We start from the raw sequence: 26,113 nt of genomic DNA, 5'->3' as shown, positions 1-26,113 counted from the left end.
CCGGTGGTCCGGCGCCTTCCGGTCCGGTGGCCGCCGACCCGTTCCCCAGCGGCCCGCTTCCCCCGGGTCCGTTTCCCGGCGCCCCGGTCCCCGCCGGGGAACGGGGCGCCCTGCTGGTGGTCTGTGCCCTCGGGGTGGAGCGCCTCGCCCTGCGGCTCGCCGACCGTCCCCCCGTGCCCACGTCCTCCCCGGAGTCCCCGCGTCCCACGGTGCTGCGCACCGGGATGGGGCCGCGCGCGGCGGCCCGGGCGGTCGGCCGGGCGCTGGCCCGCCCGGAGCTGAGGGACGCGGCGGTCCTCGCCACCGGCTTCTGCGCGGGGCTCGTCCCGGGCATGCGCCCCGGCGACCTGGTGGTGGCGGAGGAGACCCGGGACGCCCTCGGCGGCGTCCGCTGCGCGGGCACCGCGTCCCTGGCGGAGGCGCTGACCCGGGCGCTGCCCGGCCGGACCGTGCACACCGGCCCGCTGACCGGCTCCGACCACGTGGTCCGGGGCGCCGAACGGGCCGCCCTGCGGGCCACGGGCGCCGTCGCCGTGGACATGGAGTCCGCGGTGACCCTGCGCACCGCCGTGGGCGGCGGCGCCGGGAGCGCCCGCCCGGTTGCCGCCGTCCGGGTGGTCGTGGACGCCCCGGACCACGAACTCCTCCGCATCGGCACGCTGCGCGGTGGAATATCGGCTTTCCGTGTTCTCCGCGCCGTCCTTCCCGTCTTCCGTGAATGGCACCGCATTGTGACGCTCCCCCGGAGGTGAGCCGAATGGCCATGCCGCTCCGCCAGTCCCTCAAGGTCGCGACCTATCTCTTCGAACAGAAGCTCCGCAAACGGGAGAAGTTCCCGCTGATCGTGGAGCTGGAACCGCTCTTCGCGTGCAACCTCAAGTGCGAGGGCTGCGGAAAGATCCAGCATCCGGCGGGGGTGCTCAAACAGCGGATGCCCGTCGCGCAGGCCGTCGGCGCGGTCCTGGAGTCCGGCGCCCCCATGGTGTCCATCGCGGGCGGCGAACCCCTGATGCACCCCCACATCGACGAGATCGTGCGCCAGTTGGTGGCCAGGAAGAAGTACGTCTTCCTCTGCACCAACGCCCTGCTGATGCGCAAGAAGATGGAGCGGTTCACCCCCTCGCGGTACTTCGCCTTCGCCGTGCACATCGACGGGCTGCGGGAACGCCACGACGAGTCGGTCGCCAAGGAGGGCGTCTTCGACGAGGCCGTGGCGGCGATCAAGGAGGCCAAGGAACGCGGCTTCCGGGTCACCACCAACTCCACCTTCTTCAACACGGACACCCCGCAGACCGTCATCGAGGTCCTCGACTTCCTCAACGACGACCTCCAGGTGGACGAGATGATGATCTCCCCCGCCTACGCCTACGAGAAGGCGCCGGACCAGGAGCACTTCCTCGGCGTCGAACAGACCCGTGAGCTGTTCCGCAAGGCGTTCGCCAACGGCAACCGGCGGCGCTGGCGGCTCAACCACTCGCCCCTCTTCCTCGACTTCCTGGAGGGCCGGGTCGACTTCCCGTGCACCGCCTGGGCGATCCCCAACTACTCGCTGTTCGGCTGGCAGAAGCCGTGCTACCTGATGAGCGACGGCTACGTCCCCACCTACCGCGACCTGGTGGAGAAGACCGACTGGGACGCCTACGGCCGGGGCAAGGACCCGCGCTGCGCCAACTGCATGGCCCACTGCGGGTACGAGCCCACCGCCGTGCTCGCCACCATGGGCTCGCTCCGGGAGAGCCTGCGGGCCGCCCGCGACACCGCCTCCTCCGGCGGCCGGGGGTGAGCGGCCCGTGAGCGAGGGCTTCGACCTCGGGGCGCTGCTCGCCGAACGCGGGGGCGAGGGGTACGCGCTGCACGCCCGTCACCTCAACCCCCAACTGCCCCGGATGCTGCGCACCATCGGCTTCGACAAGGTGTACGAACGGGCCGAGGGCGCGCACTTCTGGGACGCGGAGGGCAACGACCACCTCGACATGCTCGCCGGGTTCGGGGTGATGGGGCTCGGCCGCCACCACCCCGTGGTCCGCCGCGCGCTGCACGACGTGCTCGACGCCTCGCTCGCGGACCTCACCCGGTTCGACTGCCCGCCGCTGCCGGGTCTGCTCGCCGAACGGTTGCTGACCCACAGCCCCCATCTGGACCGGGTGTTCTTCGGCAACAGCGGGACGGAGGCGGTGGAGACCGCGCTGAAGTTCGCCCGCCGCGCCACCGGACGGCCCCGGGTGCTGTACTGCGCGCACGCCTTCCACGGACTCACCACCGGATCGCTCTCCGTCAACGGCGAGTCCGGGTTCCGCGAGGGCTTCGCCCCGCTGCTGCCGGACACGGCCGTCCCGCTCGGGGACCTCGACGCGCTCGCCCGGGAGCTGGCGCGCGGGGACGTGGCCGCGCTCATCGTGGAACCGATCCAGGGCAAGGGCGTGCACGAGGCCCCGCCCGGCTATCTGCGGGCCGCCCAGGAACTGCTGCGGGCCCGTGGCGCGCTGCTGATCGCCGACGAGGTGCAGACCGGGCTCGGACGGACCGGGGACTTCTACGCCTACCAGCACGAGGAGGGGGTGGAGCCGGACCTGGTCTGCGTGGCGAAGGCGCTGTCCGGGGGGTACGTACCGGTGGGGGCGACCCTGGGCCGGGACTGGATCTTCCGGAAGGTGTACTCGTCCATGGACCGGGTGCTGGTCCACTCGGCGAGCTTCGGGGGGAACGCACAGGCCATGGCGGCGGGGCTCGCGGTGCTGTCGGTGCTGGAGTCGGAGCGGCTGGTGGAGCGGGCCCGGGCCGTCGGTGATCTGCTCCGGTCGAGGCTGGCGGCCCTGGTGGACCGCTACGAGCTGCTGAGCGAGGTGCGCGGGCGGGGGCTGATGATCGGGATCGAGTTCGGCCGCCCCCGGTCGCTGGGGCTGCGCGGTCGCTGGACCGTGCTGCAGAGCGCCCGGAAGGGACTCTTCGCGCAACTGGTGGTGGCCCCGCTGCTCCAGCGGCACCACATCCTCACCCAGGTCTCCGGCGACCGGATGGAAGTGATCAAACTGATCCCGCCGCTGGTCCTGGACGAGGCGGACGTGGACCGCTTCGTCACCGCCTTCACCGCCGTGATGGACGAGGCGCACAGCGGGAGTGGCCTGATGTGGGACTTCGGGAGGACACTGGTGAGACAGGCGGTCGGCCAGCGCTGACCCCCTCCTCGCGGTCCCGCCGCCCCGGCGGGCACGATTTTTTACCTCCTGGGCAAGAGATTTGCCCAGGAGGTATTTCTCTGGCTCAATCGACGGTATGAACCCCTCCGAGCCCCCTCCCCGCGAGGAGCCCGCCCCCGCCGTCGGCGCTCCGGCCGCCGACGGTCCGGCCGGTGAGCTGCCCGTGGTGGCCCCCCGGCTGCGGGAGCGCCGCCGGGGAGCCGGGCTGACCCTGGAGACCGCCGCCGCCTCCGCCGGGCTCTCCCCGGCGCATCTGTCCCGGCTGGAGACCGGCCGCCGCCAGCCCTCGCTGCCGATGCTGCTGGCGCTGGCCCGGGTCTACGGCACCACCGTCTCCGAGCTGCTCGGCGAGACGGTCGCGGACCGCGAGGCGATCGTCCAGGCCGGGACCATGGAGCCCACCCTCGCGGGCGGCTGGACCTACTGGCAGGCCGGGGCCCCCGGCCGGGGCATGCAGGCCCTGCGGGTCCGGGTGCCCTACGGCTCCCAGGGGGACATCGTCCGGGTGCACCCCGGCGAGGAGTGGCTGTACGTCCTGTCCGGGCGGCTGCGGCTGAAGCTCGGGGACAGCACCCATGTGCTGGCGCCCGGCGACAGCGCGCACTTCGACTCGCTGACCCCGCACCGCATCGTCGCCGCCGACGAGGACGGCACCGACCTGCTGTTCGTGCACACCCTGTTGCAGAGCCCGTCCGCCGCGCTGTGCCTCGGCCCGGCCGCCGGCCACACCCTGGGAGACCCCCGATGACCGAGCCCGTCCGGCCCACCGAACCGCAGACCCCCGTGCGCCGCCAGCCGCAGCTGGAGGACAAGATGCCGCCGAGCATCTGGATCCGGCTGGTCATCTACGTGGCGGTCGGCCATGTCGTCGCCGCCTTCATCTGGCTGCTCTTCGAGGTCGGGGCCAAGTGACGGACCCCGGACCGGCGGGCCCGGTGCCCGGCGGCTCAGTCCAGCAGCCGTGACCGGAGGCGGTCGCGCAGCGCGGGGGTGACCCCGAGGGCCTCGCGGAGGTACTCCTCGGTGCCGCCCCACCGCCGGTCGACGGTGTCGAAGGCCGCCGCCAGGTACTCCGCCCGCGCTTCGAACAGCGGGCTCAGCAGCTCCATCACCTCGTGCGTGGGCCCGTCCGCGTCCGCGTCGCGCCGCACCCGGTAGCGCCGGTGGGCGGCGTTCGACTCCAGGTAGTCCGCCTCGACGGCGTCCCGTCCCACCCCGAGGGCGAGCAGGGTCACCGCGACGGCCAGGCCCGCCCGGTCCTTGCCCGCGGCGCAGTGCATCAGCACCGGCACCCCGTCCTCGGCGACCGTCCGCAGCACCAGCGCGTGCTCGGCGGTCCGCTCTTCGATCATCACCCGGTACGCGCCCGCCATCCGCTCGGCCGCCCGGCCCCGCGCCAGTACCTCGCGCAGCTCGGCCAGGTCGCCCCGGCGCACCATCCTCCAGAAGGCGGCGCCGTCGGCCGGGTCGCTCAGCGGCAGGTGCAGATTGCGGACGCCGGGCAGCTCCACGTCATGGCCGTCCAGACCGCGGTCGGCGTCGTTGCGGAAGTCGAAGACCGTGTGCAGCCCCAATGAGGTGAGGAAACGGCTGTCGGCCTCGGTGGCGTGGGCGAGGTGGCCGCTGCGGAACAGCACCCCGTGCCGGATCCGTCCGCCGTCCGTGGTCGGCAGCCCGCCGAGGTCCCGGAAGTTGCGCACTCCGGTCAGCTCGGGCTCGGTGGACGGGATCTGCTGCGTCACGGGGGCTCCTCCCAGGCCCCGCCGACGCCGTTCGACGGCGGGCGCTGTCGACGATATACGACACGGTCCCCCGAAAGGATCACTTCTCGTACGTCTGTTCCGTTCATCCCCTGGGTCGCCCCGACGTGGGCGTTATGTCTGATAGAGGCGTGATGTAAATGAATGGAGTGGTTGGGGGGAGTGTGGCCCAACTGGCTCCGGAATGAGGACAGCTGGTGACGAAGGTGGTGACCGGGATCATAGTGGTCACCGTGGGTGGCGATCACCGCTCCGCCGCCTTCCCGCCGGAGCCCGGCACTTGAGGCCGGGGAACCGCTCCGCCATCGACGGAGGGTCACCGCGAACCCCCGGCCGGGATCAAGGAACACCGGGCCCGGGACGCCGTCCGGTTGTCTGGGCCGTCGGCGCTCGCCTAGCGTCACGCTCACTCCGGGCGGACGCCTAGTCCTGCCGCCGTCCGGTATCCGACGTCCCCACCGGACACCGGCAGGAGCGGGGAACCCACACGCAGTACGCCGACTCCGGCCACCGGAGCGGCTCGGGGTGAAGCCGCGCGAGCGCGGCCGGGCATCTCCAGCCCGAACCCGACAGCTCACCTCGCAGGCGCCGGAGAGGAACGCACCATGCCCGCGACGGGAAAGCACCGCCGCCCCAAGTCCACCCGGCTCGTCCGACGGGTCGCCATCACCGGAACCGGTGGCGCGGCGGCCCTCGCCCTGCCGCTCATCGGCGCCCAGACCGCGCAGGCCGCCACCCCCCAGGCCGCCCCCGGACTCAGCCCCGCCGCCTCCGTCGCCACGGTGGCCCCGGCCGCCCCGGAGCGGTCCACCGCCCGGGCCGCCGAGGTCCGCACCTACTCGGTCAAGGTGGGCGACCACCTCTCGAAGATCGCCGACGAGCAGGACGTGCGCGGCGGCTGGCAGCGTCTGTACGAGGACAACCGGAACGCCGTCGGCGTCGACCCGAACCTCATCCGGCCCGGTCTGAAGCTCACCGTCGGCGCCCGCGCGGCCACCCCCGCCGCCGCCCCCAAGGCCGCCGAGGCCCCCGCCCCGGCCGCTCCGAAGACGGCCACCGCTCCGAAGACGGCCGCCGCGCCCAAGGCCGAGCAGCCCCGGGCCGCCGCCCCCGCCGCCCCCAAGGCCGTGCCCGTCACGGCCCAGGCGGTGCCCGCCGCGACCGCCACCGCGTCCGGCTTCACGCTGCCCGTCGCCACCGGGGTCGGCACCCCGTACCGGGCCTCCGGCAGCATGTGGTCCAGCGGTTACCACACCGGCGTCGACTTCAGCGTCCCCGCCGGTACCCCGCTCAAGGCCGTCGGCCCGGGCACCGTCGTCTCGGCGGGCTGGGCGGGCGCCTACGGCAACCAGGTGATCATCCAGCACGCCGACGGACGGTACTCGCAGTACGCCCACCTCTCGCAGCTCGGCGTGGCCGCGGGCCAGTCGGTCACCGGCGGGCAGCAGATCGGTCTCGCCGGTTCCACCGGCAACAGCACCGGACCGCACCTGCACTTCGAGATCCGCACCTCCCCGGCGTACGGCTCCGACATCGACCCGCTGGCCTATCTGCGGTCGAAGGGCGTCAACGTCTGACCCCCTCTCCCCCCTGCGGCCCGGCGGCCGCACCCCACGTACGCGGGGCCGTATCGGCGGATACGGCCCCGCGCCGCGTTTCCGGGGCGGACTCCGGGTCTCCCCGGCGGCCCGGTCTCCAGGCCGCCGCTTCCGCCGGCCCTCCGTCAGTCGTCGGCCGCCCGTCTTTCCGCCGGTCCCGTATTCCCGGACCGGCGGAAAGGCCCGCATGGTCTTTCTCACGTCGCGTCAACCCCCCGCTGCCCCTTATTACGGTGGCGTAGGTCACGCCCGGCTTGGAAACATGGGCCGACGTGACAGCAGAGTCGACCTCCCTCATCCCTGACGACATCCGGTCCTACACAGCAGTCGGCGACAGCTTCACGGAAGGCGTCGGCGACCCCGGTCCCGACGGAGCGTTCGTGGGCTGGGCCGACCGGCTGGCCGTCCTCCTCGGCGACCGGCTCCCCGAGCACGCCTTCCGCTACGCCAACCTCGCCGTCCGCGGCAGACTCCTCGACCAGATCGTCGAGGAGCAGCTTCCCCGGGTCCGGGAGCTCGCTCCCGACCTGGTGTCCTTCTGCGCGGGCGGCAACGACATCCTCCGCCCCGGAGCCGACCCCGACGACGTGGCCGAACGCTTCGAACGCGCCGTCGCCGACCTCACGGACCACGTCGGCACGGTCATGGTCACCACCGGGTTCGACACCCGGGGCGTCCCCGTCCTGCGGCATCTGCGCGGCAGGATCGCCACCTACAACGGCCACGTCCGGGCCGTCGCGGACCGCTACGGCTGCCCCGTCCTCGACCTGTGGTCGCTGAAGACCGTGCAGGACCGCCGGGCCTGGGACACCGACCGCCTCCACCTCTCCGCCGAGGGCCACACCCGGGTCGCGCTGCGCGCCGCCCAGCTCCTCGGGCTCGGCGTCCCCGCCGACCCGGACCAGCCCTGGCCCCCGCTGCCCCCGCGGGGCACCCTCGAAGGACGGCGCGACGACATCCAGTGGGCCCGGGAGTACCTGGTGCCCTGGATCGGACGGCGGCTGCGGGGCGAGTCGTCCGGCGACCACGTCGAGGCCAAGCGTCCCGATCTGCTCCCCCTCTGAACGGCGCTCCCACGGGGTGACGTCCCGGTGCCGGGCCGTCCCGTCCGTCCGTGTCCGTGTCCCCGCCCCCGCCCGTCCCTGTCCGTCCCGTCCGGACGGACACCGGACACGGACGTCAGGGCGTCACCCCGTTCCCGGACCCCGTGGCGGCGCGGGCGCGGGGTCCGCGAACGGGGACGGGGACAGCGGCAGGGGCACCGGGCCGGAGGCCGCCGGGATCCGTTCCAGGACGCCTCCCGCGAACACGTCGTACAGCGGCAGGGACTCCAGGTGCACGTACCCGATGTGGCAGTCGCACCGCGCCAGCGGACAGGGGCGCGGGGCCAGCGCCGCGCGGTAGGAGCCGTCGTACAGGTTCCCCAGCTCCGCCCGGACGAAGTGGCAGCGCCGCACCGTGCCCTCGCCGTCCACCGACACCACCGACTCGCCCGTCCGGCACGGCAGCCCCTTGCTGCGGTGCGGATGGCGGCTGTACGGGAACAGCGGGTCCAGCTCCGTCCAGCGGTCGGCCTCCTCGTCGGTGTAGGCGTGCCCCTCGGCCGCGTTCACCCACAGGTAGACCCGCTCCGGCAGCTCCGCGCGCAGCCGCCGGGCGTGCTCCAGATGCTCCGGCAGCCCCACGATCCCCACGCTGAACCGCACCCCGCGCGCGGTCAGTTCGCGGCACTTGGCGGTGAACCGCTCGTACGGGGTCTGCCCCGGGTGGTACGTGCACCAGAGGGCGAGCGTGTCGAGGTCCGCCCCGTCGAGCCACCCGGTGCGGCAGCTCAGATTGGTCTGGATCGCCACCCGCGCGATGTGCTCGTGCCGGGACAGCTCCACCAGCGCCCGCCGGTACCAGGACCGGACGAGCCCCTCGCCCCACGGGGTGAACAGCACCGAAAGCCGTCCGTCCGGATAGGACCCGGCCCAGCCGGTGAACCGCTCCAGCGCCGCCCGGTCCGCGCGCAGCAGCTCCGGGCCGTCCCGGCGCTTGGCGAACGGGCAGTAGGGGCAGTCGTAGTCGCACGAGGACAGCGGCCCCCGGTACAGCACCGTCAGATCCGTCCCGGCCACCCCGCTCACCGCGCCTGGTACCCGGCCATCGCGGCCCGCACGGCGGGCGAGAACAGCTCGGGGCCCAGCGCGTCCGAGTGCGCCAGCCCCTCGGCCGACAGCCGCAGCGTCCCGGCCGGGGCCGTGCCGTCGAGCCAGCCCAGCGCGGCGAACCGCGCGAGCTCGCCGGGGAAGTCGTCCTCCGGGTCGCCGCCGAACCGCGACCGGTAGTCGTCCCGCGCCATCCCCGGGGCCTGCAGCAGCGACTGCAGCAGATGCCGCCGCCGGGCCTCGTCGCCCCCGCCCGGACCGCCCATGAGACGCCCGTGCACCGCCCGGCCGAAGTCCTCGGTCGCGGTGTAGGCGTCGATGATCGCCCGGACCTCCCGGGCGTCCACCGCGTAGTCGAAGGAGTAGTGCAGCTCCGAGGTGTACGAGCGCGCCCCGCAGCCGAGGCCGACCATGCCGTCCGTCTGGCAGGCGTGGTCCTCCGGCCCCTCGGCGGGCGCGTCCGTCCGCCGGAACATCCGCATCGACCGCTGCTCGTACCCCCGCTCCAGCAGATGGTCGCGGCCCGCCCGGTACAGCCGCAGCCGCTGTTCGTCCCAGGCCCTGTCCATGACGTCGGTGCGTTCGCCGAGCGGTGTGAGGTCCCGTGCGTACAGCGGGTACAGGTACAGCTCTTCCGGGTGCCAGGCGAGGGCCGCGTCCAGGGAGCGGCGCCAGGACTCCTCGGTCTGGCCCGCGATGCCGTAGATCAGGTCGATGTTCAGCACCGGTATCGCGGCCTCGCGTATCCGCCCGAGGGCCGCCTCCACCTCCTCCCGCCGCTGGGGGCGCACCGCCGCCCTGGCCTCCTCGGGCACGAAGCTCTGCACCCCGAGGCTGAGCCGGGTCGCCCCCCTCTCGGCCAGCACCGCGAGCCGGTCGGCGGTGGCCGTCGCCGGGGACGCCTCCACCGACAGCGGCACCGCGCGCAGATCGGCGCCCATCCGCGACTCGGCGATGTCGCACAGCCGGGTCAGCTCGTCGGCCGTCAGGAAGGTGGGGGTGCCGCCGCCGAACGCGGCCGTGGCGAACCGCACCGGCCCGTCCCCCTCCAGCGCCCCGCGCACCGCGTCCGCCTGCCGTTCCAGCGCGTCCAGATAGCGCCGGGTCAGTTCGCCGGGCGCCCCGATCCGGGTGAACAGGTTGCAGAACCCGCACCGCACCTCGCAGAACGGGACGTGCAGATACAGCGAGAGCGCGTCCTTGGGCTCCCCGCGCCACAGCTCCGCGAGCCGGGGGCCCGGCTGCGGCAGTGGCCGGTACGCCGTCTTGTGCGGATACGCGTAGACGTAGTGCTGGTAGGGGCGTGGTGACGCGGTCCCGGACGCCGCCGGGGCCCCGATCGGGAAGGTGGTGCTCATGGATGCCTCTCGGAATGCGTTCGGGAACCGGGCGCCGGGGAGTGGGGCAGGGAGAAGTGGGCGTACGGGACGGTCCACACCACGTCGTGGCCGATCCGATGACCCGTGTAACCGTCGTCGCCGTAGGCCGTTCCGTGGTCCGAGCAGACGATCGCGAAGCAGCGGCGACGGCGGCTCATCGCCGCGAACAGCCGTCCGATGTGCCGGTCGACGTACTCCAGCGCCGCCGCGTGGGTCCGTCTGCTGTCGCCCGCCTCCCGGGTGGCGCCCGGCAGATGGAACCAGTTGGGCTGGTGCAGCGCCGACACGTTGACGAAGAGGAACAGCCGCCGCCCGGCGGGCAGTCCGGCCACGACCCGCTCGGCGCACGCCACCTGTTCCTCGAAGGAGGTGGGCGAGGCGACCCCGAACGAGGGCTCCCAGTGGCTCTCCTGGAACATCCCGGGCAGCACGTCCCCCAGCGCGCCCCGCTTGTTGAAGAAGCCGACCCCGCCGACGCACACCGTCCGGTACCCGGCGGCGGCCAGCCCGGAGACCAGGTCCGGGGTGTCGTAGACGAAGGTCCCCTCCCGGGTGGTCTCACTGCCCGCGAACCGGGCCGCGAACAGCCGGGGGTGCGGGCCGGGCGCGGCCGGGGTGGGCAGGAAACCGGCGAACATCGCCTGGTGCGAGGCGTAGGTGAAGCTGCCCGGCGCGTGCCGCTCCTCCCAGCGGCCGTCCGGCAGATGACGGGCCAGGTTCGGCAGCCGTCCCGCCGCCGCCAGTTCGACCGCGACGTCGTACCGCAGGGTGTCCAGGGTGACCAGGAGCAGATCGTCGCGGCCGACGACCTCGTTCATGTCGGGGGCGCCGCCCCGCGCGCGGATACCGGTGTTCACATCGGCCTTCCCAGGGGTTCGGCGGGGCGCCCCGGCGGCGGGGTGCCCTCGGGCGGGACCACGGGTGCGGTCCCCGCGGTCCGGAGTGCGGCGGCGACCTGCGCGGCGTAGGTGTCCAGCCCCTCCGCGCCGCTGCCCGGCAGCCCGGTCAGCCCCGGCAGCAGGTCCCCGAAGGCGTTGACCTCCGCCACGGCGAACCGCTGCCAGCCGACCGAGGGCAGCAGGTCCACCCCCACGCACAGGGTGTCCGGGAAGCGGGCCGCGGCCCGCTCGGCCACCTCCAGCACCGCCGCCCAGCTCCCGCCCGCGGTCCGGACGGCCTCCCGGACCCGGTCCAGGTCCCCCCGGGCGCCGCCGAGGTGCAGGTTGGTCATCGGGGAACGGCTGGTCCGCACCACCGCGTGGGTCGCCCGGCCGCCGACCACCACCACCCGCAGATCCGTCGCCCGTCCGTCGAGCGACGCCTTCGGCAGCCACCGCTCGATGTGCAGACCGTCCGGGGCGAGGGCGTCCACCAGCGCGGCGACCCGCCGTTCCGTCCCGTACCGGCGCACCCGCAGGGAGTTGAACAGCCCGTCGGGGGTGCCCTCCACCGAGGTGGTGGCCCGCACCCGGCCGGGCCCCGCCGTCTCCACCGCGAGCACCCCCGAGGCGGACGAACCGTGCGCCAGCTTCACGAACACCCGGGGCATCCGGTGCTCCCGCATCAGCGCCCGGACGTCCTCCCAGCCCCGCACCGGGACCCGGTCGCCCGAGGTGGGCGAGGCCGGGACCGGCACGCCCGCCTCCGCCAGCACCGCGTGGCACTGCCGCTTGTCGAACAGCGTCGCGAGGTCCGCCGGACCGTCCAGCAGGCGGCAGCCCGCCTCCCGCGCCGCGTCCGCCACCTCCCCGACCACCTCGGTGAACCGCGCGTACCAGAGCGCCGTGCCCTCCACCCGTGCGGGATCGTCGGTCCCGCGCAGCAGGTGTTCCACGTCGTCGTCCTCGCCGGGGGAGTCCAGCCGGACCGTCTCACCGGGGCGGAACGCCGTTCGGCCGCACAGCACGTCCCACCACGGCAGCACCCGCGCGGGCGGCAGCCCGGCGGAACGGACGGCGTCCAGGAAGAACGAGGTACGGCGGTTGTCCGGGTTCCCGACGACCACGAAACGGGGCGGCACGGCGCTCACGGTCACTCCGACACCGCGACGTAGCGCCAGATGTCGCCGTCGCCGTCGTCCTCCTCCTCGGCGTCGCCGCTGTCGGTGTCGACCGTCACCCCCGAGGGCTCCAGCGTCTCGCGCACCCGCTTCCGCATCTCCTCGCTGAGGTAGTTGTGGTGCAGGTCCAGGCTCTCCAGATGGGTGAGCGGCTGTCCGGACAGCAGCGCCGCCACCCCCTCGTCGGTGAGGACCCCCATCGACAGGTCGAGACGGCTGAGCTGCGCCACCACCGGCGCGGTGGCCGTGGCCGCGGCGATCTCGTCCTGGACCTCGCTGTTGCGCAGGGCGAGCGAGCGCAGGGCGGGCAGCCGCGCGCCCGTCAGGATCGGGGCGACGTCCGCCGCCTCGCAGTCACCGCCGTACTCCGAGGTGCCCAGCCACAGGTCCAGCGTCTCCAGGGCGGGGAAGTCGCTGGCCCCGACCGCCCGGACCACCTCCCGGGGCAGTCCGCCGGACTCGAAGCGCAGCGACACCAGTGCCTCGTGCCGCAGCGGGGTCAGCTCCAGGCCGTTGGCCCCCCGGACGGTGAAGTCCGTGAGCCGGGGGAACGCCGCCAGCAGCGGGTCCAGGGAGGTGTGGGTGATCCAGGAGATCTCGCACTCCTCCTGCGAGATCTCGCCCAGGAACAGCGACCGCAGCTCCCGCAGTTCGTCCCGGGCCCCGACCAGCGCGTCTATCGCCCCCTGCGGGGTGGTGTCGTACGGCTCCTCCCACGCGCCGACGATCAGCGCGGTGACCCGGGTGAGGTCCACGGCGGCCCGGAACCGCTCGAACGCCTCCGCCCACTTCTCCTCGCTGTCGTAGGACTCGACGCCGATCCGCCAGGCGACGGACCCGGCGTCCGGGAACGCGTCCGGGACCGTCCCCCCGATCCGGGGGAAGTCGAAGACCGGGAGGCCGAAGTGCGTTTCCTGAGAGGACGGGATCATGCGCTGCTCCTGGAATGGTTTCCGGTCACCGGACCGCCGACCTCGGGTCCGATGTGCCTGAAGTTGTACCAAGTCCCACTGACAGCGGATGCGGACGGGGTGGTCGGCACCGCGTCCGGCCGTGCGGGACGGCGTGGGAGGGCCCGTTGTCAGACCCCCGCCCTACTGTCGTCCCCATCGGCCGCCGCGCTCGGCACGGCCGGGGAGGGAGAGCCATGTACCGGCAGGGAGACGTGCTCGTCGCGCCCGTCGAGCAGGAGGCGGTGCCGTTCGGCGCGAAGGACGCGCCGGGTGAGCCCCGGGACGCCCGGGGGCGGTTGATCCTGGCGCTCGGCGAGGTCACCGGGCACGCCCACGCGGTCGTCGGACCGGGTCGGCTGGTCCGCGAGCCCGGCCCGCTCGGCCCGTTCCTGCTCCACCTCCCGGACGGCGGCCGGGTGGTACACGAGGAGCACGCGGCGATCCCGCTGCCCAAGGGCTGGTACCGGGTGATCCGGCAGCGGGAGTACGTCCCGGGCTCGGTGCGCATCGTCGCGGACTGAGGCGTCCGGGCGCGGCGGAACGCGCGGGGCGCGTGGAACGCGGCGAGCCCGTGAGCGCCAGGCGGCCGAGTGAGAGTCAAGAAGTACTCAGAGCATCCAGAAGAGACGTCCGGGGCGGCGTCGGCACGAGCACGGAAGCGAGCGGCGGGACATGGCGGTACGGGTGGAGGAGACGGTCGGGAACGGCGTGACCGGTGTGGACGCCGACGGAGCCGGGACGGACGTGCTGGCACGGGTCGCCCACTGGCGCGCGGTGGCCACGGCCACGGGCGGTGCTGACCGGGCCGCCGCGGAGGCCGGGATCCGTCTCGCCTACCGGCGGGCCGGTCTGGCGGAGCCGGAGCGGATCGTCTGGGCGGGTTCGCCGCGCGAGGCGGTGCGGCTGATCGCCGGAGGCGCCATGGCCCTGGGCGGCGACCCGGGCCCGGGGGTGCGCGACCGGGTGCGGAACGGTCCCTGGGCCGCCGAACGGCAGCGGCTGTTCGACGGTCTGGGACCGCGCGGCTGGTCGGCGCACTGGGCGACCACCGGCGGACAGCTCGGGGAACCGGCCGAGCTGCTGGTGCGGCGACTGCGGCAGGGCCTGGTCGAGGAGGCGGTGGGCGATCTCGCCACCGCCCCGCCAGGGGAGTCGGAGGACGACGCCCAGACCCGCCGCCAGCGGTCGCGGAGCGAGGAGCGCACCCTGCGGATGCTGCTCCTGGACGCGGTCCTCGGCCAGCACGACGCGGCCTGGCTCTGCGCCTTCGACACCGAGGGACCGCTGGACGGGGTGGCGGCCGTGGCCCGCTCCGCCGGGTGGTGGTGGCCCTACGAGAAGGTCGCCGTGGTGTGCGAGCGGCCCGTGGAACTCCACCGTGACGAGGCGGGCCGCCTCGACCGGGCCGACGGTCCCGCCGTCGTCTACCCGGACGGCTTCGCCCTGTACTCCTGGCGGGGCATGCCGGTCCCGGGCTCGTTCCTGGAGGAACTGGCGGGCCTCACCCCGGAGCGCATCCGGAACGAGGAGAACGCCGAACTGCGCCGGGTGATGCTGGAGCACTTCGGGTACGACCGCTACCTCGCGGAGTCCGGCGCGGTCCCGCGCCACCGGGACGGGACGGGTCAGCTCTGGTGCGTCCCGCTGGCCGACGACGAGGACGTGGTGATGGTCGAGGTCGTGAACTCCACCCCGGAACCGGACGGCACCAGCCGCACCTACTGGCTGCGGGTCCCCCCGGCCACCAGGACCGCGCGGGAGGGCGTCGCCTGGACCTTCGGCCTGACGGAGGAGGAGTACGCCCCGCTGCGCGAGACCTGACGGTGACGAGTACGGCACCGGCCGTCCGTCGTCGGGGCGCCCCGGGACGGACGGTTCCGGCCGTCGCCGTCCGCCGGAGTCCGGATGCCCCGGGTCAGGAGGGGTCCGAGGGCCGACCGGACGTTCCCCGGCGGCGCTCCGCCCGCAGCTCGGCCGGGGTGAGCCCCAGTTCGCGGGCCAGCGCCTCGTCCACCCAGCCCTGGAGCAGGGTCCGCGAGACGCTACCCGTGTAGACCGTGGCCTGGACGGCCAACCCGTCCAGCAGCGCGGTGAGCCGCAGGGCCACCCCCCGGGGGTCCTCGCAGACGAACTCCCCGGCTGCCGCCCCCTCCGCGATCACCTCGGTGATCGCGGCCTTCCACTGGCGGTCGAGGTCCCGGGTCACCGCCCGGAGCGCGGGCTCCCGCAGGGAGACCGCCCAGCCCTCGATCCACAGCCGCCAGCCCTTGGCCTGGCCGGTCGGCGCGTACCACCGCACCGCGGCCCGCAGTCTGCGGACCGCGGTGGTGCGGCGCCCCAGCGACGAGCGCAACCGGGCCAGATCGGCCTCGGCGGCGTGGGCGAACGCCGCGGCGACGAGTTTCTCCTTGGACGCGAAGTGGTACAGCACCAGCGCGTTGCTCACGCCGAGCGCCGCGGCCACGTCCGCGATCCGCACGGCGGCGACGCCCCGGGCCTCGATCTGCTCGATGGCGGCCCGTACCAACTCCTCGCGTCGCTCCCCGACGCTCAACCGCACTCTCGCCACACCACAACCTTAAGTGTTCATGACGGGTGACGGGGTGCCGGGCAGTGGCGGGCGCGTGCGCACGGACACCGGAACAGGATTCGAACCTGCGTCCACCCGGTCCGCAGCCGGGCGCTCCACCGCAGAGCTTCCCGGTGCCCGTACGCACCCGGCGAGGGCAGGGCTCGAACCTGCGTCCACCCGGTTTACAGCCGGGCGCTCCACCACTGAGCTTCCTCGCCGGGCTCCATCCTGACCGGAGAGGGCCGGGGGAGCAACGGATTTGGCGACGTCTCCGGAGGCCGGGCCGGCCGGGCCGCGAAGCGGGCGGTCACGCCTCCGAGGGCCCGCCCTTGCCCGAGTAGGCCCCCGCCGACCGCAGCAGCCGGGCGAGCAGCGGATCGCCTACCCGCACCCCGTGCACCAGCTCCGGCGTCGGGCGGAAGGGCACCGCCCGCGCCTCGGCACGAGCCGCCGTCCAGCCGCCCGCCGCCGGGTCCACCCCGTGCCGGACGCAGACCTCCTCGACCAGCCGGCGGGGGCAGGGAACCGTGCCCCGCACCGCCTCCCAGGGCAGCGGGAGCTCCGCCCACACCCCCGTGTCGGGATGGAGCCCGCCGCCGACGCTACGGTGCCAGGCCGCCACGTCGGCGGCCACCAGCGGCAGCACCTTCCCCGGGCACACCCGGTCGAGGACCTCGTCCGCGCCCATCGCCCGCAGCAACGCGAACCAGTTGCCGCGCGCCGTGGACCAGGCCCGCGCCGCCTGGTTCCACGTCGTCGAGTCGTCGCCGCGCCGCACGACCATCGTCGTCCGGTCCAACGGGCGCCGCCTCCACACCGCTTCGAGCTGATCGGCGACCTCGGTCAGCACCCGGTACCAGAGGCCCAGCAGATGCCCGCGCTCCCGGTCCGTCAGCCGGTCCAGCACGGTCGCCGTGGGATGGACGTGGGCGACCGCGAACCAGTCGGCGGTCGCCGGGTCGAGCCGCCGGAACAGCTTCTCGGCCACCGTGTCGTACGCCTCGGGCTGTCCCGTGATGGTGAACTCGCTGCGCAGATTGGCCCGTGCGGTGAGGTACGCGACGAACGCGGCCGTCCCGTGGTCGGCCGCGAACACCGGGTAGTCCAGCCGGGAGGCCAGCCCGCTCTTGCCGGTCATGGTGATCTCCCGCTTGCGCAGCTCCACCACGATCCGGGCGAGCTTGTCCTCCATCCGGCGCAGCAGCCGGAACCGCTTGTTGTACGCCCGCTTCGAGAGCGATCCGAGTCCGGCCTCCTCGCGGGCCGCCCGGTTGAGCCGGTCGGCCAGGAAGTCGTTGCGTCCGAACTCCTTGCAGATCTCGCCGCCCGCCGCGCGGATCACCTCCGCCACCCGCGCGGGATCGTCACCGGCCTCCTCCGGCAGGGCCTCCACCGAGGCGAACAGCTCGGCAGCCGTGGCGAGTTGGCGCTGAGCGCCCACCGGGCGGGCGAACTCCTCCAGCATCGAGGTGTAGCCGTGCCACAACCTGCGCAACGAGGTCCGCGAGGCCCGTTCCAGGGACTTCCGGGTGCTCCGGTCGAGCGGCTCGCCGGTCGCTTCGTACAGGTCGAGGACCAACTGCGCGACGTCCTCGGGCCGTTTGCGCTGGCTCAGGGAGGCGTGCAGCGCGTGGAGGTGCCGGTCCGCGGGGCGCGGCTCCCGGGGCGGGCGGGGATCGATGGACATGGCGCCAGGCTGGCATCCCGGGCGCCCATGGATCCACCGGATATCGCCGTCGCCGTGTTCCGTCCGTCCCACGGGCCCGGGCGGGCGTCGTCCCGCCCGGGAGACCGCTCGGGGACCACCCCCGCGCGGGGGCCGTCCCCGCTCGCGCAACGGCCCCCGTGCGCGGCCCGGCTCAGACGTAGGTGCCGTACCGCTCGGTGATCTCCCCGAGGTTCTCGGCGGCCAGCGCGTGGGCGGCGGACCGGGGACACGTCCCGTCGGCCTCGGCGCGGGCGAGCACCCGGCCGATCAGCTCCCGCAGCGAGGTGCGGATGTGGGCGAACGCCTCCTCCGGGTCGGGGCCGATGTCCCCGAAGAGCGTCCACCACCACCAGGCGTTGGTAGCGGAGTTGGCCACCACGTCCGGCAGCACCGAGATGCCCCGCGTCGTCATCAGCGACTCCGCCGCCGGGAGTACGGGCATGTTGGCGGCCTCGACGATCCAACGGGCCTTGACCCGGTGCTGGTTGGTGCAGTCGATGACGTGCGAGAGGGCCGCCGGGACCAGGACCTCCGCGTCGACGGCGAGCCACGCGTCCCCCGGCATCTCCCGGTCGCCCTCGCGCAGGGCGGCGCGGTCGACGGCCCCGAACGCGTCCCGCGCCCGCAGCAGCGCCTCCACGTCCAGTCCGGCCGGGTTGACGATGGTGCCCCGCACATCGCCCACGGCCACCACGGTCAGTCCGGCCCGGGCCAGGAAACGGGCCGTCGCCCCGCCCATCGTGCCGAAGCCCTGGACGGACACCCGCGTCCCCGCGTACGGCGTCCGGGTGTGGTCGAGGGCGGTGAGGACCGCCTCCGCCACCCCGCACCCCCCGACCAGTTCGTCGAGCGCGATGCCGTCCACCTCGGCCCCGAACGCGTCCGCGAGCCGGCGCCGGGCCCCGGCCTCGTCCTCCAGCAGCGGGTACACGGCCTGCACGCTCGACACCAGGCCCGCCTCGGCGGCGGCCCGGTCCACGGTGTCCTGGCTCAGCCCGAGGTCCTCGCCGGTGGTCCAGCAGCTCTCCACGTAGGGACGCGTCGCCCGCAGGAACCGCACCAGGATCCCGTACGCCTCCGGGTCCCGGGGGTCGCAGTCGATGCCGCCCTTGGCGCCGCCGAGCGGTACGTACCGGGCCTTGGGGTCGTAGTGCAGGGCCTCCTTCACGGTCATGCCGCGCGCCAGGCCGGTCACCTCCTCCAGGGTGCAGCCCTCGCGCATCCGCAGCCCGCCGCTGGCCACGCCGCGCACCAGCCGGTCGACCACGAAGTAGCCGCGGCGCCCGGTGACGTGGTCGGTCCACACGAGCGATATCAGCGGGCTGGAAACGGTCTGGAGGGTCGGCACAGGGACTCCCGGGGGCTGTTTCAGTGGATCCGGCGACCCGGAGGGGCCCGTGACGAGGAGGGAGGGCCCGGGGCCGACCGGCCTGAGGGAACTGAACGGGCGGTCAGTATCGGGACCCCGTCGCCGCTGTGTCAACGCGGCCGGTCACCGCGGGGAACCCGCCTGACGGAGACCCCGGGCACGCGCGCACGTGGTGCCGTCCCGAGGGCCCGGAACGGCACCACCACGGTGTTCCGCCCGCCGGTGGGCGGGGGACGCATGCTACGGCGTCCGGGCCCGCGTCCGTGGCGCTTCCGCCCGTATCGCTCGACATCCGGGGGAGGCGAGGTGGGTCCGGGTACCCGAGTGGGGTACCCGGACCCCGGACCCCGGATCCGGACCCGGACCCCGGGCTGGGACCCTGGCCCCGGGCTTGGCCCCGGACGGACCCCGAACAACCCGGCTGGGACCCCGACCCGGGCTTGGACCCCCACTCCGGCCCCGGCCCTGGCCCGGACCCCCACCCCACTCCGCCTTGGACCGGGTCTGGACCCCCGGCCCGGACCCCGGCCCTGGCCCCGGCCCGGACCCCACTCCGCCCTGGACCGGCTCAGGACCTCGGCCCGGACCCCGGCCCGGACCCTCACCCCACTCCGCCCCGGCCCTGGACCGGGTCTGGACCCCCGGCCCGGACTTGGACCCGGACCTGGACCTGGACCGGACCCGGCCCGGGTGCTTCGTACCAGGGTTCCCTCCGGGGCCTCCTCCTGACGTCTCTCCCCGGTGCCCCGGGCCCCGGTGCCCCGGCTCCCGCCCCGTGGGCCGTGGGCCGGGAGCCGGGGCCACTCGCCGTCAGCCCCGCCGACCCGCTTCCGTGGCCCCGCCTCAGCCCTCGCCCTCGCCCCCGCCCGCCGGGACGGCCCCCTGCCGTGCCCCGGGGGGCGGGACCTCGCAGGAGTCCTTGAACCCCTGGCTGGTCAGCCCGAGCGCGGCGTTGGTGCGGGAGCGCTGGTTCTCCAGCGCGACCATCGCGGTCAGCTCCACGAACGCCGCCTCGCCCAGTCGGCCGCGCAGCCGGTCGGCCAGCTCGTCGGTGACGGCGGGCGGGGTCGCGGTCATGGCCTCCGCGTACTCCAGGACGTCCCGCTCCACCTCGGTGTACACCTCGCTGTCGCGCCAGCGCGGCACCTCGCGGAGCTTCTCGGGGGCGACGCCCCGCCGGGTGCTCTCCCAGTACCCGAAGTCCAGGCACCACGAGCAGCCGATCACCACGGCCACGCCCATCTCGGCCAGTGCCCGGAGGGTGGGGTCGAGCCGGTCCCACTTCGCCGCCGACCGTTCGAGCCCCATCAGTGAGCGCAGCACCCGGGGGTGGTGTCCGGCCGCGCGCACCGGATCGAGCACCTGACCGTACGACCGCTTCGCGTACCACTCGACGGCGCGGTAGAAGAAGGTACGGGGCGGGTTCATCGAAATGCGGGTCATGGGTATCTGCCTCCGGGCGTACGGTGCGCGAGTCGCTTCACCCGTACGACGGACCGGACCCGCCGGATGTGACATCCGGCTGCGAGGCACCGGCTCCGAGCGTGACGTCCCGGCCGGTCACCGGGGCGCCGGGTCCGGCTGGCCACGGCCTTCCCGCTGGTCGGAGCGGCCTCCCCGCCCGGCCGGTCACCGTGGCCTCCGGCCGGAGGAGGGGGCGACCGCTCCGGTGAGGGGCGGAGGGCGGGACCCGGCCGTCCGCGCACCCGACCGGAACGGACCCCGCGGCCCCGGTCGGCCCGTGCCGTCCCCGCCGGCGTCCGTGCCCCGCCCGTGCCCCGTCCGCACCGGGAACGGACACCGGCGGGGTACGGCACCCCGCGTCGCCCGGAGCGCCGCACATAATGGAAGGCGCCCGTTCGAACGCCCAGGAGGCACCGTGACCCGACTTCCTTCCCTCCGCTCCGGGCTCCGCGCGCTGCGGCCCGCCGCCTTCGGCGCGGACGCGGAGGGGGAGCGACTGGCACGGATCCACCGCTCGCCGCACTTCGCGAACGGGTCGTTCCAGAACCCGGAGACCGCTCGGACCAGGCCCTCGGGCTCGGCGAGACGGTTCGCGGCGGTGTACTTCGACAAGGAACTGCGCCCGCTGCGCGCCCCCAGGGGGCCGGTCCCGCTGCACCCGGACACCCGCGCCGAACTGGCCCGGCCCCCGGCCGACGGGCTGCGGATCACCTGGATGGGGCACTCCACGGTGCTCGCGGAGATCGACGGGCGCCGGGTGCTGTTCGACCCGGTCTGGGGGGAGCGCTGCTCGCCGTTCGCCTTCGCCGGTCCCCGGCGGCTGCACCCCGTCCCGGTGCCGCTGGCCGCGCTGGGCACGGTCGACGTGGTGGTGATCTCCCACGACCACTACGACCACCTGGACATGCCCACGATCAAGGCGCTCGCCCGGACCGACACGGTGTTCGCGGTGCCCCTCGGCGTCGGCGCCCATCTGGAGCGCTGGGGCGTCGCCCCGGACCGGCTGCGCGAGCTGGACTGGCAGGAGTCCACCCGGATCGCGGGCCTCACCCTCACGGCGACGCCCGCCCGCCACTTCTGCGGCCGGGGGCTGCGCAACCGGCAGCAGACCCTGTGGGCCTCCTGGGTCGTGGCGGGCGACGAGCACCGGATCTACCACAGCGGCGACACGGGCTACTTCACCGGCTTCCGGGAGATCGGCGCGGACCACGGCCCCTTCGACGTCACGATGATCCAGATCGGTGCTTACAGCGACTTCTGGCCTGACATCCACATGACCCCGGCCGAGGGGCTGCGCGCCCATCTGGACCTCCAGGGCGGCGCCCCGTCGGGGGTGCTGCTGCCCATCCACTGGGGCACGTTCAACCTGGCGCCGCACGCCTGGGCGGAGCCGGGGGAGTGGACGGCGGACGCGGCCGGGGAAGCGGGCCAGACGGTGGCATCGCCCCGTCCGGGCGAGCCGTTCGAACCCGCCGGACGCGTCCCGGAGGACCCCTGGTGGCGGACGGTGTCCCCGCCCCTGCCCCGCCCGTGGCGGCCGTCCGACACCACGGGCGGACCCGTCGAGGACCGTAAGGACACCCCCGACTTCGCGGGCGAACGGTGACGCGCGGCCGGACGTGACGGGGCCGGGCGGATGGCCGACCGGGCCGGACCCCAGTGGCCCCCGCCCCACGACGGACCGCGACGCACCGCCGCCCGGACCCCGCGTCGCATGGCGACGGGAAGGGATCCGGGCGGCGGAGGCTCACATGGGGGTGAGTCAGGGGTGACGCGGGGGTGTTGCGGGGGTCGTACGGGGGTGTCGCGGGGGTAACGCCTGGGTGTCGCGGGGGTGCCGGGGTCAGTTCTCCGGGGTCTTCGGGGACTCCGGGGAGTGCTGCGGCGGCTGGGGGGCCGGCGCGTCGACGGCGACGGGAACCTCCGCCGGGTACGGGGCGACCGCGACCGGCGCCGGACGACGCCGTGCCGAACGGCGCATCAGGACGCCGCCCGCCAGCACCGCGGCCAGCAGCAGGTAGACGACGATCGTGAACGGCGTGGACACCAGCGTGGTGACGTCACCGCCCGCGATGTCGAGCGCCCGCCGCAGCTGGACCTCCGCCAGGGGGCCCAGGATCGCGCCGACGATCATCGGGGCGATCGGGAAGCCGAACCGGCGCATCAGATAGCCGACGACCCCGAAGAAGAACAGCAGTCCCACGTCGAAGGTGCTGCCGTTCACGGCGTACGCGCCGAGCAGGGCGAAGACCGTGATGCCCGCGAAGAGGTAGGGCTTCGGTATGTCCAGGAGCTTCACCCACAGCCCGATGAGCGGCAGGTTCAGACCCAGCAGGATGACGTTGGCGATCAGCAGGCTGGCGATCAGGCCCCACACCAGGGCGGACTGGGTGTCCAGCAGCTGCGGACCGGGCTGGATGCCGTACTGCTGGAAGGCCACCAGGATGACGGCGGCGGTGGCCGACGTCGGGATGCCGAGGGTCAGCAGCGGGACCAGGGTGCCGGCGGCGTTGGCGTTGTTCGCGGCCTCCGGCCCGGCGACCCCCTCGATCGCGCCGTTCCCGAACTCCTCCGGACGCTTCGACAGCTTGCGTTCGAGGGTGTAGGAGAGGAACGTCGGGATCTCGGAGCCACCGGCGGGGATCACCCCGAGCGGGAAGCCGACGGACGTTCCGCGCAGCCACGGCTTCCAGGCGCGCCGCCAGTCGTTCCGGGTCATCCAGCGGTCGCCCTTGGCCACGGGCATGACCTCGAACCGGCTCGACGTCTGGTGCGCGGCCACGTAGAGCACCTCGCCCATCGCGAACAGCGCGACGATGAGCACGACCGTGTCGATCCCGTCGAGCAGGGAGACCTCGCCGAAGGTCAGCCGCTGCTGACCGCTCTGGAAGTCGATCCCGACCATGCCGACCACCAGGCCGAGCGCCATTGACACGAGTCCGCGCAGCGGCGAGCCGCCGACCAGCGCGCTGACGGTCAGGAACGCGACCACCATGAGCGCGAAGTAGTCCGGGGCGCCCAGGTGGATCGCCACCTCGACCATCCACGGCGCGAAGAAGGCCAGCAGCAGGGTGGCGATGGTGCCCGCGACGAACGACCCGATGGCGGCGGTGGCCAGGGCGGCGGCCCCGCGTCCCTTGCGCGCCATCTTGTTGCCGTCGATCGCGGTGATGACCGATCCCGACTCGCCCGGGGTCTTCAGCAGGATCGCCGTGGTGGACCCGCCGTACATGGCGCCGTAGTAGATGCCGGCGAACATGACGAAGGCGCTGGCCGGTTCGAGCCCGTAGGTCATCGGCAGCAGCAGGGCGATGGTCAGCGCCGGGCCGATGCCCGGCAGCACGCCGATCAGCGTGCCCACGATGGTGCCGATCAGCGCGAAGAGCAGGCTCTCCGGAGTGATCGCGACGGAGAGCCCGTGGAGGAGTCCTTCCCAACCCGACATCTAGAGCACCCCTTCCAGGATTCCGGCGGGCAGTTCGATGCCGAGCGCGTGGGTGAAGATCAGATACACCGCGAGGGACAGTACGACGGCGATGGCGGCCGACTTGAGGTGGGCGCGGGCCCCGAAGGCCCACGCGGTCAGCCAGAACGCCACCGAGGAGACGATGACGTAGCCCAGCGACTCGACGCCGACGATGAAGATCAGGACCGCGCCCGCGCAGACGGCGAACGGCACCCAGTGGGTGCTGCGGACGTCGACGTCGCCCTCGCCCTCGTCGGCGGTGCCGCGCTGCCCCCGGGCCACCTGGACGCCGAGCGCCACGGAGAGCCCGATCAGCAGGACGCCGACGACCTTCGGCATGAAGCCCGCTCCGACCCCGGAGGCGGAGGTGGAGGCGGTCTGCCCGAGACCGTCGAACAGGGTGATGACCCCGATGGTGAGGAGCCCGGCGGTGATGGCCCATTCGCCCAGCGGGACCGCGGCGCGACGGCCGCGGGCCGGGGAGGTCCCGGAGGGTGTGGGGTGGGTGCTCATGAGTGGTTGTGCCTTTCTCACGCCTGGTCGGTGGGTGCCCGTGCGTCACGGGCACCCACCGAGCCGGTCAGATCACTTCTTGGACAGGCCGAGCTCGTCCAGGACCGTCTTGACCCGGGCGTTCTCTTCCTTGAGCCACGTAGCGAACTCGGGACCGGCGATGTAGTTGTCGTTCCAGGCGTTCTTCTCCAGGGCTTCCTTCCAGGACGGGGAGGCGTGCATGCGCTTCAGCGCCTCCAGGTACTGGGCCTCCAGCCCCTTGTCCAGGCCCTCCGGGGCCATCATCGACCGCCAGTTCTGGAACTCCAGCGAGGCGTCGACGTCGGCGGCGGTCTGGGCGAAGGTGACGTCGTCCAGCTGCTTGTCCGAGGAGATCAGCAGGCCCTTGAGCTTGCCGTCCTTGATCTGGGCGGCGAACTCGCTGAGGCCGGAGACGCCCGCCTGGACCTTTCCGCCCATGATCGCGGTGGCCGCCTCGCCGCCGCCGCTGTAGGCGACGTAGTTCACGTCGGACGGCTTGACGCCGAAGTGCTTGGCGAGCAGACCGACGTAGATGTGGTCGGCGCTGCCGGCGGAGCCACCGGCGATGGAGACCCCCTTCGGGTCCTCCTTGATCGCCTCGAAGAGTTCCTCGACCGACTTGTAGGGCGAGTTCTTCGGCAGGACGATGACCTCGTACTCGCCCACGAGCCGGGCGAGCGGGGTGAGGTTGTCGAGGGTGACCTCGGTGCCGCTGCTGATGACACCGCTCATCATGGCGAGGCCCGAGGTGATCCACAGGTCCTTCTCGCCGCGCTGCGGCGCGACCTGTGCGAGGGCCACGGTCCCCGAGGCCCCGGGAACGTTGCTCACTTCCGGGCTCTTGGCGAGCTTCGTGGCTCTCAGGGCGTCCTGGCTCGCGCGGGCCGTCTGGTCCCAGCCACTTCCTGGGGCGGCGGGCGCGATGATCTGCAGACGGTTCAGCGCCTCGAACTCGCCGTTCTTGGCCGACTTCGAGGAGGTGTCGTTGCTGCCGCATCCACTGAGGGCGATGACGGCGGCCACAGCGGTGGCGGCGACACGGGTGATCTTCATCGAGACGTCCTCGTCTCTCCAGCGGGTGGGTGATGTGGAGACGGAATGTATACAGGCTCGGGGTCACCCACAAGACTTTTCGCAGACTCTGCCTCAGTCGTGACGTAACGACTTGGCTCGTGTATACACTCCGGGTATGCCGACCGCTTCCTCCACTGCCGCAGGACGTGTCTACGAGCAACTACGGTCGGAGATCCTCGACGGGGGTCTGCCACCCGGCACCCCCCTCTTCGAAGTGGAACAGGCCGAGCGCCTCGGTGTCTCCCGGACACCGGTGCGCGAGGCACTGCGCCAGCTCGCCTCCGAGGGTCTCGTCGAACCGTCCGGAAAGCGCGGTCTCGTGGTCACCCAGATCCATGACCGCGATGTCCGCAACCTCTTCGAGCTGCGCACTTGTCTGGAAGCGCAGGCAGCCCAACTCGCCGCCTCCCGTGGGGAGTCAACGGTATTCGTGAGGTTCGCGGAAGAGTTCGCGCGATGGCGCGAACTCTTCGGTGGCCCCACCGTTCCCGACGAACAGGTGGGCGAGTACTTCGCCCTCATCCGGCGTTTCGACGAGGCCATCAACGAGGCCACGGAGAACTCGTTCCTGGTCGACGCGCTGGAGAACCTGCGCAGTCACGTCGCCCGGGTACGACGCATGGCGGGCCACTCACAGGCCCGGTTGGAGGCGTCCGCCTCCGAGCACGCGCTCATCGCGCGGGCGGTGTCCCGAGGGGACTCCGCCCTCGCCCTCCACGCCACTCATGTACACCTGCATAACGGTTTCGAACACTTCCGCCGGTCCTGGCACCCCGCTGAGCGGGCCGTTTCCGGGGAAGTACCGAAGCCGGGCACCCCGAACTAGGAGA

Annotated in this window: 24 protein-coding genes, 2 tRNA genes and 1 riboswitch; of the genes, 11 read left to right on the top strand and 15 right to left on the bottom strand. The window is 73.5% G+C overall.

The window, feature by feature from the left end; genetic code table 11:
• Positions 1–26: 26 nt before the first annotated feature.
• The 5 genes from ACVWNX_RS04475 (at position 27) to ACVWNX_RS04455 (ending at position 4,109) form a co-directional block, all read left to right on the top strand.
• A complete protein-coding gene (locus ACVWNX_RS04475) occupies positions 27–752 on the top strand; it encodes a phosphorylase family protein (protein ID WP_454412549.1) in 726 nt (241 codons plus the stop codon).
• Between the two features lie 5 nt (positions 753–757).
• Positions 758–1,783, top strand: a complete 1,026-nt coding sequence (gene hpnH, locus ACVWNX_RS04470) for an adenosyl-hopene transferase HpnH (protein WP_454412548.1) — start codon at positions 758–760, stop codon at positions 1,781–1,783.
• A gap of 7 nt (positions 1,784–1,790) precedes the next feature.
• The gene (locus ACVWNX_RS04465) at positions 1,791–3,176 is read left to right on the top strand and encodes an aspartate aminotransferase family protein (protein ID WP_454412547.1); all 1,386 of its coding nucleotides are present in this window, start codon (positions 1,791–1,793) and stop codon (positions 3,174–3,176) included.
• A gap of 97 nt (positions 3,177–3,273) precedes the next feature.
• A complete protein-coding gene (locus ACVWNX_RS04460) occupies positions 3,274–3,945 on the top strand; it encodes a helix-turn-helix domain-containing protein (protein ID WP_454412546.1) in 672 nt (223 codons plus the stop codon).
• Entirely contained in the window at positions 3,942–4,109 is a 168-nt protein-coding gene (locus ACVWNX_RS04455; RefSeq protein ID WP_454412545.1) for a DUF6126 family protein, read from the top strand. Before ACVWNX_RS04460 ends, ACVWNX_RS04455 begins: the two co-directional genes overlap by 4 nt.
• Positions 4,110–4,144: 35 nt before the next feature.
• On the opposite strand, the gene ACVWNX_RS04450 is transcribed toward ACVWNX_RS04455, so the two are convergent.
• Positions 4,145–4,939 (bottom strand): tyrosine-protein phosphatase, encoded by a 795-nt coding sequence (locus ACVWNX_RS04450; RefSeq protein ID WP_454412544.1) that lies wholly within the window; start codon positions 4,937–4,939, stop codon positions 4,145–4,147.
• A gap of 503 nt (positions 4,940–5,442) precedes the next feature.
• Positions 5,443–5,560, top strand: a riboswitch (cyclic di-AMP (ydaO/yuaA leader).
• 2 nt (positions 5,561–5,562) lie between these two features.
• Here ACVWNX_RS04450 and ACVWNX_RS04445 point away from each other — a divergent pair.
• On the top strand, positions 5,563–6,534 hold the full coding sequence (locus ACVWNX_RS04445; protein WP_454412543.1) for a M23 family metallopeptidase: 972 nt from the start codon (positions 5,563–5,565) through the stop codon (positions 6,532–6,534).
• Positions 6,535–6,827: 293 nt separating this feature from the next.
• Positions 6,828–7,619 (top strand): SGNH/GDSL hydrolase family protein, encoded by a 792-nt coding sequence (locus ACVWNX_RS04440; protein WP_454412542.1) that lies wholly within the window; start codon positions 6,828–6,830, stop codon positions 7,617–7,619.
• A 123-nt stretch (positions 7,620–7,742) separates the two neighbouring features.
• Here ACVWNX_RS04440 and ACVWNX_RS04435 read toward each other — a convergent pair whose 3' ends face one another.
• Genes ACVWNX_RS04435 through ACVWNX_RS04415 form a run of 5 tightly spaced genes read right to left on the bottom strand, consistent with a single transcriptional unit; the run spans position 7,743 to position 13,075 of the window.
• Positions 7,743–8,684 (bottom strand): STM4011 family radical SAM protein, encoded by a 942-nt coding sequence (locus ACVWNX_RS04435; RefSeq protein WP_454412541.1) that lies wholly within the window; start codon positions 8,682–8,684, stop codon positions 7,743–7,745.
• Positions 8,681–10,063: an STM4012 family radical SAM protein gene (locus ACVWNX_RS04430; protein ID WP_454412540.1), complete on the bottom strand. Its 1,383-nt coding sequence runs from the start codon at positions 10,061–10,063 to the stop codon at positions 8,681–8,683. Before ACVWNX_RS04430 ends, ACVWNX_RS04435 begins: the two co-directional genes overlap by 4 nt.
• Positions 10,060–10,902: an STM4013/SEN3800 family hydrolase gene (locus ACVWNX_RS04425; RefSeq protein ID WP_454414629.1), complete on the bottom strand. Its 843-nt coding sequence runs from the start codon at positions 10,900–10,902 to the stop codon at positions 10,060–10,062. Before ACVWNX_RS04425 ends, ACVWNX_RS04430 begins: the two co-directional genes overlap by 4 nt.
• A 35-nt stretch (positions 10,903–10,937) precedes the next feature.
• Positions 10,938–12,113, bottom strand: coding sequence for an STM4014 family protein (locus ACVWNX_RS04420; protein ID WP_454412539.1), 1,176 nt, complete (start codon positions 12,111–12,113; stop codon positions 10,938–10,940).
• Between the two features lie 2 nt (positions 12,114–12,115).
• Positions 12,116–13,075, bottom strand: coding sequence for an STM4015 family protein (locus tag ACVWNX_RS04415; protein ID WP_454412538.1), 960 nt, complete (start codon positions 13,073–13,075; stop codon positions 12,116–12,118).
• Between the two features lie 215 nt (positions 13,076–13,290).
• On the opposite strand from ACVWNX_RS04415, the gene ACVWNX_RS04410 reads away from it, so the two are divergent.
• The gene (locus tag ACVWNX_RS04410) at positions 13,291–13,617 is read left to right on the top strand and encodes a hypothetical protein (RefSeq protein ID WP_454412537.1); all 327 of its coding nucleotides are present in this window, start codon (positions 13,291–13,293) and stop codon (positions 13,615–13,617) included.
• A 226-nt stretch (positions 13,618–13,843) separates the two neighbouring features.
• Positions 13,844–14,917, top strand: a complete 1,074-nt coding sequence (locus tag ACVWNX_RS04405) for a DUF6745 domain-containing protein (protein ID WP_454414628.1) — start codon at positions 13,844–13,846, stop codon at positions 14,915–14,917.
• A 94-nt stretch (positions 14,918–15,011) separates the two neighbouring features.
• Here ACVWNX_RS04405 and ACVWNX_RS04400 read toward each other — a convergent pair whose 3' ends face one another.
• The 6 genes from ACVWNX_RS04400 to ACVWNX_RS04375 form a co-directional block, all read right to left on the bottom strand.
• Entirely contained in the window at positions 15,012–15,665 is a 654-nt protein-coding gene (locus ACVWNX_RS04400) for a TetR/AcrR family transcriptional regulator (protein WP_454412536.1), read from the bottom strand.
• A 65-nt stretch (positions 15,666–15,730) separates the two neighbouring features.
• Positions 15,731–15,802: transfer RNA gene (locus tag ACVWNX_RS04395), tRNA-Arg, on the bottom strand.
• A gap of 12 nt (positions 15,803–15,814) precedes the next feature.
• Positions 15,815–15,886 (bottom strand) — tRNA-Tyr (locus ACVWNX_RS04390).
• Between the two features lie 89 nt (positions 15,887–15,975).
• Positions 15,976–17,355 carry a hypothetical protein gene (locus tag ACVWNX_RS04385; RefSeq protein WP_454412535.1) on the bottom strand — a complete coding sequence of 460 codons (1,380 nt, stop codon included), beginning with the start codon at positions 17,353–17,355 and terminating at the stop codon, positions 15,976–15,978.
• A gap of 172 nt (positions 17,356–17,527) precedes the next feature.
• Positions 17,528–18,724: a Glu/Leu/Phe/Val dehydrogenase dimerization domain-containing protein gene (locus ACVWNX_RS04380; protein WP_454412534.1), complete on the bottom strand. Its 1,197-nt coding sequence runs from the start codon at positions 18,722–18,724 to the stop codon at positions 17,528–17,530.
• 864 nt (positions 18,725–19,588) lie between these two features.
• Positions 19,589–20,188 carry a carboxymuconolactone decarboxylase family protein gene (locus tag ACVWNX_RS04375; RefSeq protein WP_454412533.1) on the bottom strand — a complete coding sequence of 200 codons (600 nt, stop codon included), beginning with the start codon at positions 20,186–20,188 and terminating at the stop codon, positions 19,589–19,591.
• Positions 20,189–20,624: 436 nt separating this feature from the next.
• On the opposite strand from ACVWNX_RS04375, the gene ACVWNX_RS04370 reads away from it, so the two are divergent.
• Entirely contained in the window at positions 20,625–21,815 is a 1,191-nt protein-coding gene (locus ACVWNX_RS04370; protein WP_454412532.1) for an MBL fold metallo-hydrolase, read from the top strand.
• A gap of 237 nt (positions 21,816–22,052) precedes the next feature.
• Here ACVWNX_RS04370 and ACVWNX_RS04365 read toward each other — a convergent pair whose 3' ends face one another.
• The 3 genes from ACVWNX_RS04365 to ACVWNX_RS04355 form a co-directional block, all read right to left on the bottom strand.
• Positions 22,053–23,654: a tripartite tricarboxylate transporter permease gene (locus tag ACVWNX_RS04365; RefSeq protein ID WP_454412531.1), complete on the bottom strand. Its 1,602-nt coding sequence runs from the start codon at positions 23,652–23,654 to the stop codon at positions 22,053–22,055.
• A complete protein-coding gene (locus ACVWNX_RS04360; protein ID WP_454412530.1) occupies positions 23,655–24,188 on the bottom strand; it encodes a tripartite tricarboxylate transporter TctB family protein in 534 nt (177 codons plus the stop codon). It abuts the gene before it with no gap.
• Positions 24,189–24,260: 72 nt separating this feature from the next.
• The gene (locus ACVWNX_RS04355; RefSeq protein WP_454412529.1) at positions 24,261–25,262 is read right to left on the bottom strand and encodes a Bug family tripartite tricarboxylate transporter substrate binding protein; all 1,002 of its coding nucleotides are present in this window, start codon (positions 25,260–25,262) and stop codon (positions 24,261–24,263) included.
• A 136-nt stretch (positions 25,263–25,398) separates the two neighbouring features.
• Between ACVWNX_RS04355 and ACVWNX_RS04350 the strand changes: the two genes are divergently transcribed.
• Positions 25,399–26,109 (top strand): GntR family transcriptional regulator, encoded by a 711-nt coding sequence (locus ACVWNX_RS04350; protein WP_454412528.1) that lies wholly within the window; start codon positions 25,399–25,401, stop codon positions 26,107–26,109.
• Positions 26,110–26,113: the final 4 nt, after the last annotated feature.

Source organism: Streptomyces sp. JNUCC 64 (genome assembly GCF_054484115.1).
This window is presented reverse-complemented; position numbering and strand designations above follow the sequence as displayed.

What these genes read in the sequence shown, in the direction of transcription:
- hpnH (WP_454412548.1), top strand. Translation starts at nt 758, where the DNA reads ATGGCCATGCCGCTCCGCCAGTCCCTCAAGGTCGCGACCTATCTCTTC.
- ACVWNX_RS04460 (WP_454412546.1), top strand. Translation starts at nt 3,274, where the DNA reads ATGAACCCCTCCGAGCCCCCTCCCCGCGAGGAGCCCGCCCCCGCCGTC.
- ACVWNX_RS04455 (WP_454412545.1), top strand. Translation starts at nt 3,942, where the DNA reads ATGACCGAGCCCGTCCGGCCCACCGAACCGCAGACCCCCGTGCGCCGC.
- ACVWNX_RS04445 (WP_454412543.1), top strand. Translation starts at nt 5,563, where the DNA reads ATGCCCGCGACGGGAAAGCACCGCCGCCCCAAGTCCACCCGGCTCGTC.
- ACVWNX_RS04430 (WP_454412540.1), bottom strand. Translation starts at nt 10,063, where the DNA reads ATGAGCACCACCTTCCCGATCGGGGCCCCGGCGGCGTCCGGGACCGCG.
- ACVWNX_RS04425 (WP_454414629.1), bottom strand. Translation starts at nt 10,902, where the DNA reads ATGAACGAGGTCGTCGGCCGCGACGATCTGCTCCTGGTCACCCTGGAC.
- ACVWNX_RS04415 (WP_454412538.1), bottom strand. Translation starts at nt 13,075, where the DNA reads ATGATCCCGTCCTCTCAGGAAACGCACTTCGGCCTCCCGGTCTTCGAC.
- ACVWNX_RS04410 (WP_454412537.1), top strand. Translation starts at nt 13,291, where the DNA reads ATGTACCGGCAGGGAGACGTGCTCGTCGCGCCCGTCGAGCAGGAGGCG.
- ACVWNX_RS04385 (WP_454412535.1), bottom strand. Translation starts at nt 17,355, where the DNA reads ATGTCCATCGATCCCCGCCCGCCCCGGGAGCCGCGCCCCGCGGACCGG.
- ACVWNX_RS04375 (WP_454412533.1), bottom strand. Translation starts at nt 20,188, where the DNA reads ATGACCCGCATTTCGATGAACCCGCCCCGTACCTTCTTCTACCGCGCC.
- ACVWNX_RS04365 (WP_454412531.1), bottom strand. Translation starts at nt 23,654, where the DNA reads ATGTCGGGTTGGGAAGGACTCCTCCACGGGCTCTCCGTCGCGATCACT.
- ACVWNX_RS04360 (WP_454412530.1), bottom strand. Translation starts at nt 24,188, where the DNA reads ATGAGCACCCACCCCACACCCTCCGGGACCTCCCCGGCCCGCGGCCGT.
- ACVWNX_RS04355 (WP_454412529.1), bottom strand. Translation starts at nt 25,262, where the DNA reads ATGAAGATCACCCGTGTCGCCGCCACCGCTGTGGCCGCCGTCATCGCC.
- ACVWNX_RS04350 (WP_454412528.1), top strand. Translation starts at nt 25,399, where the DNA reads ATGCCGACCGCTTCCTCCACTGCCGCAGGACGTGTCTACGAGCAACTA.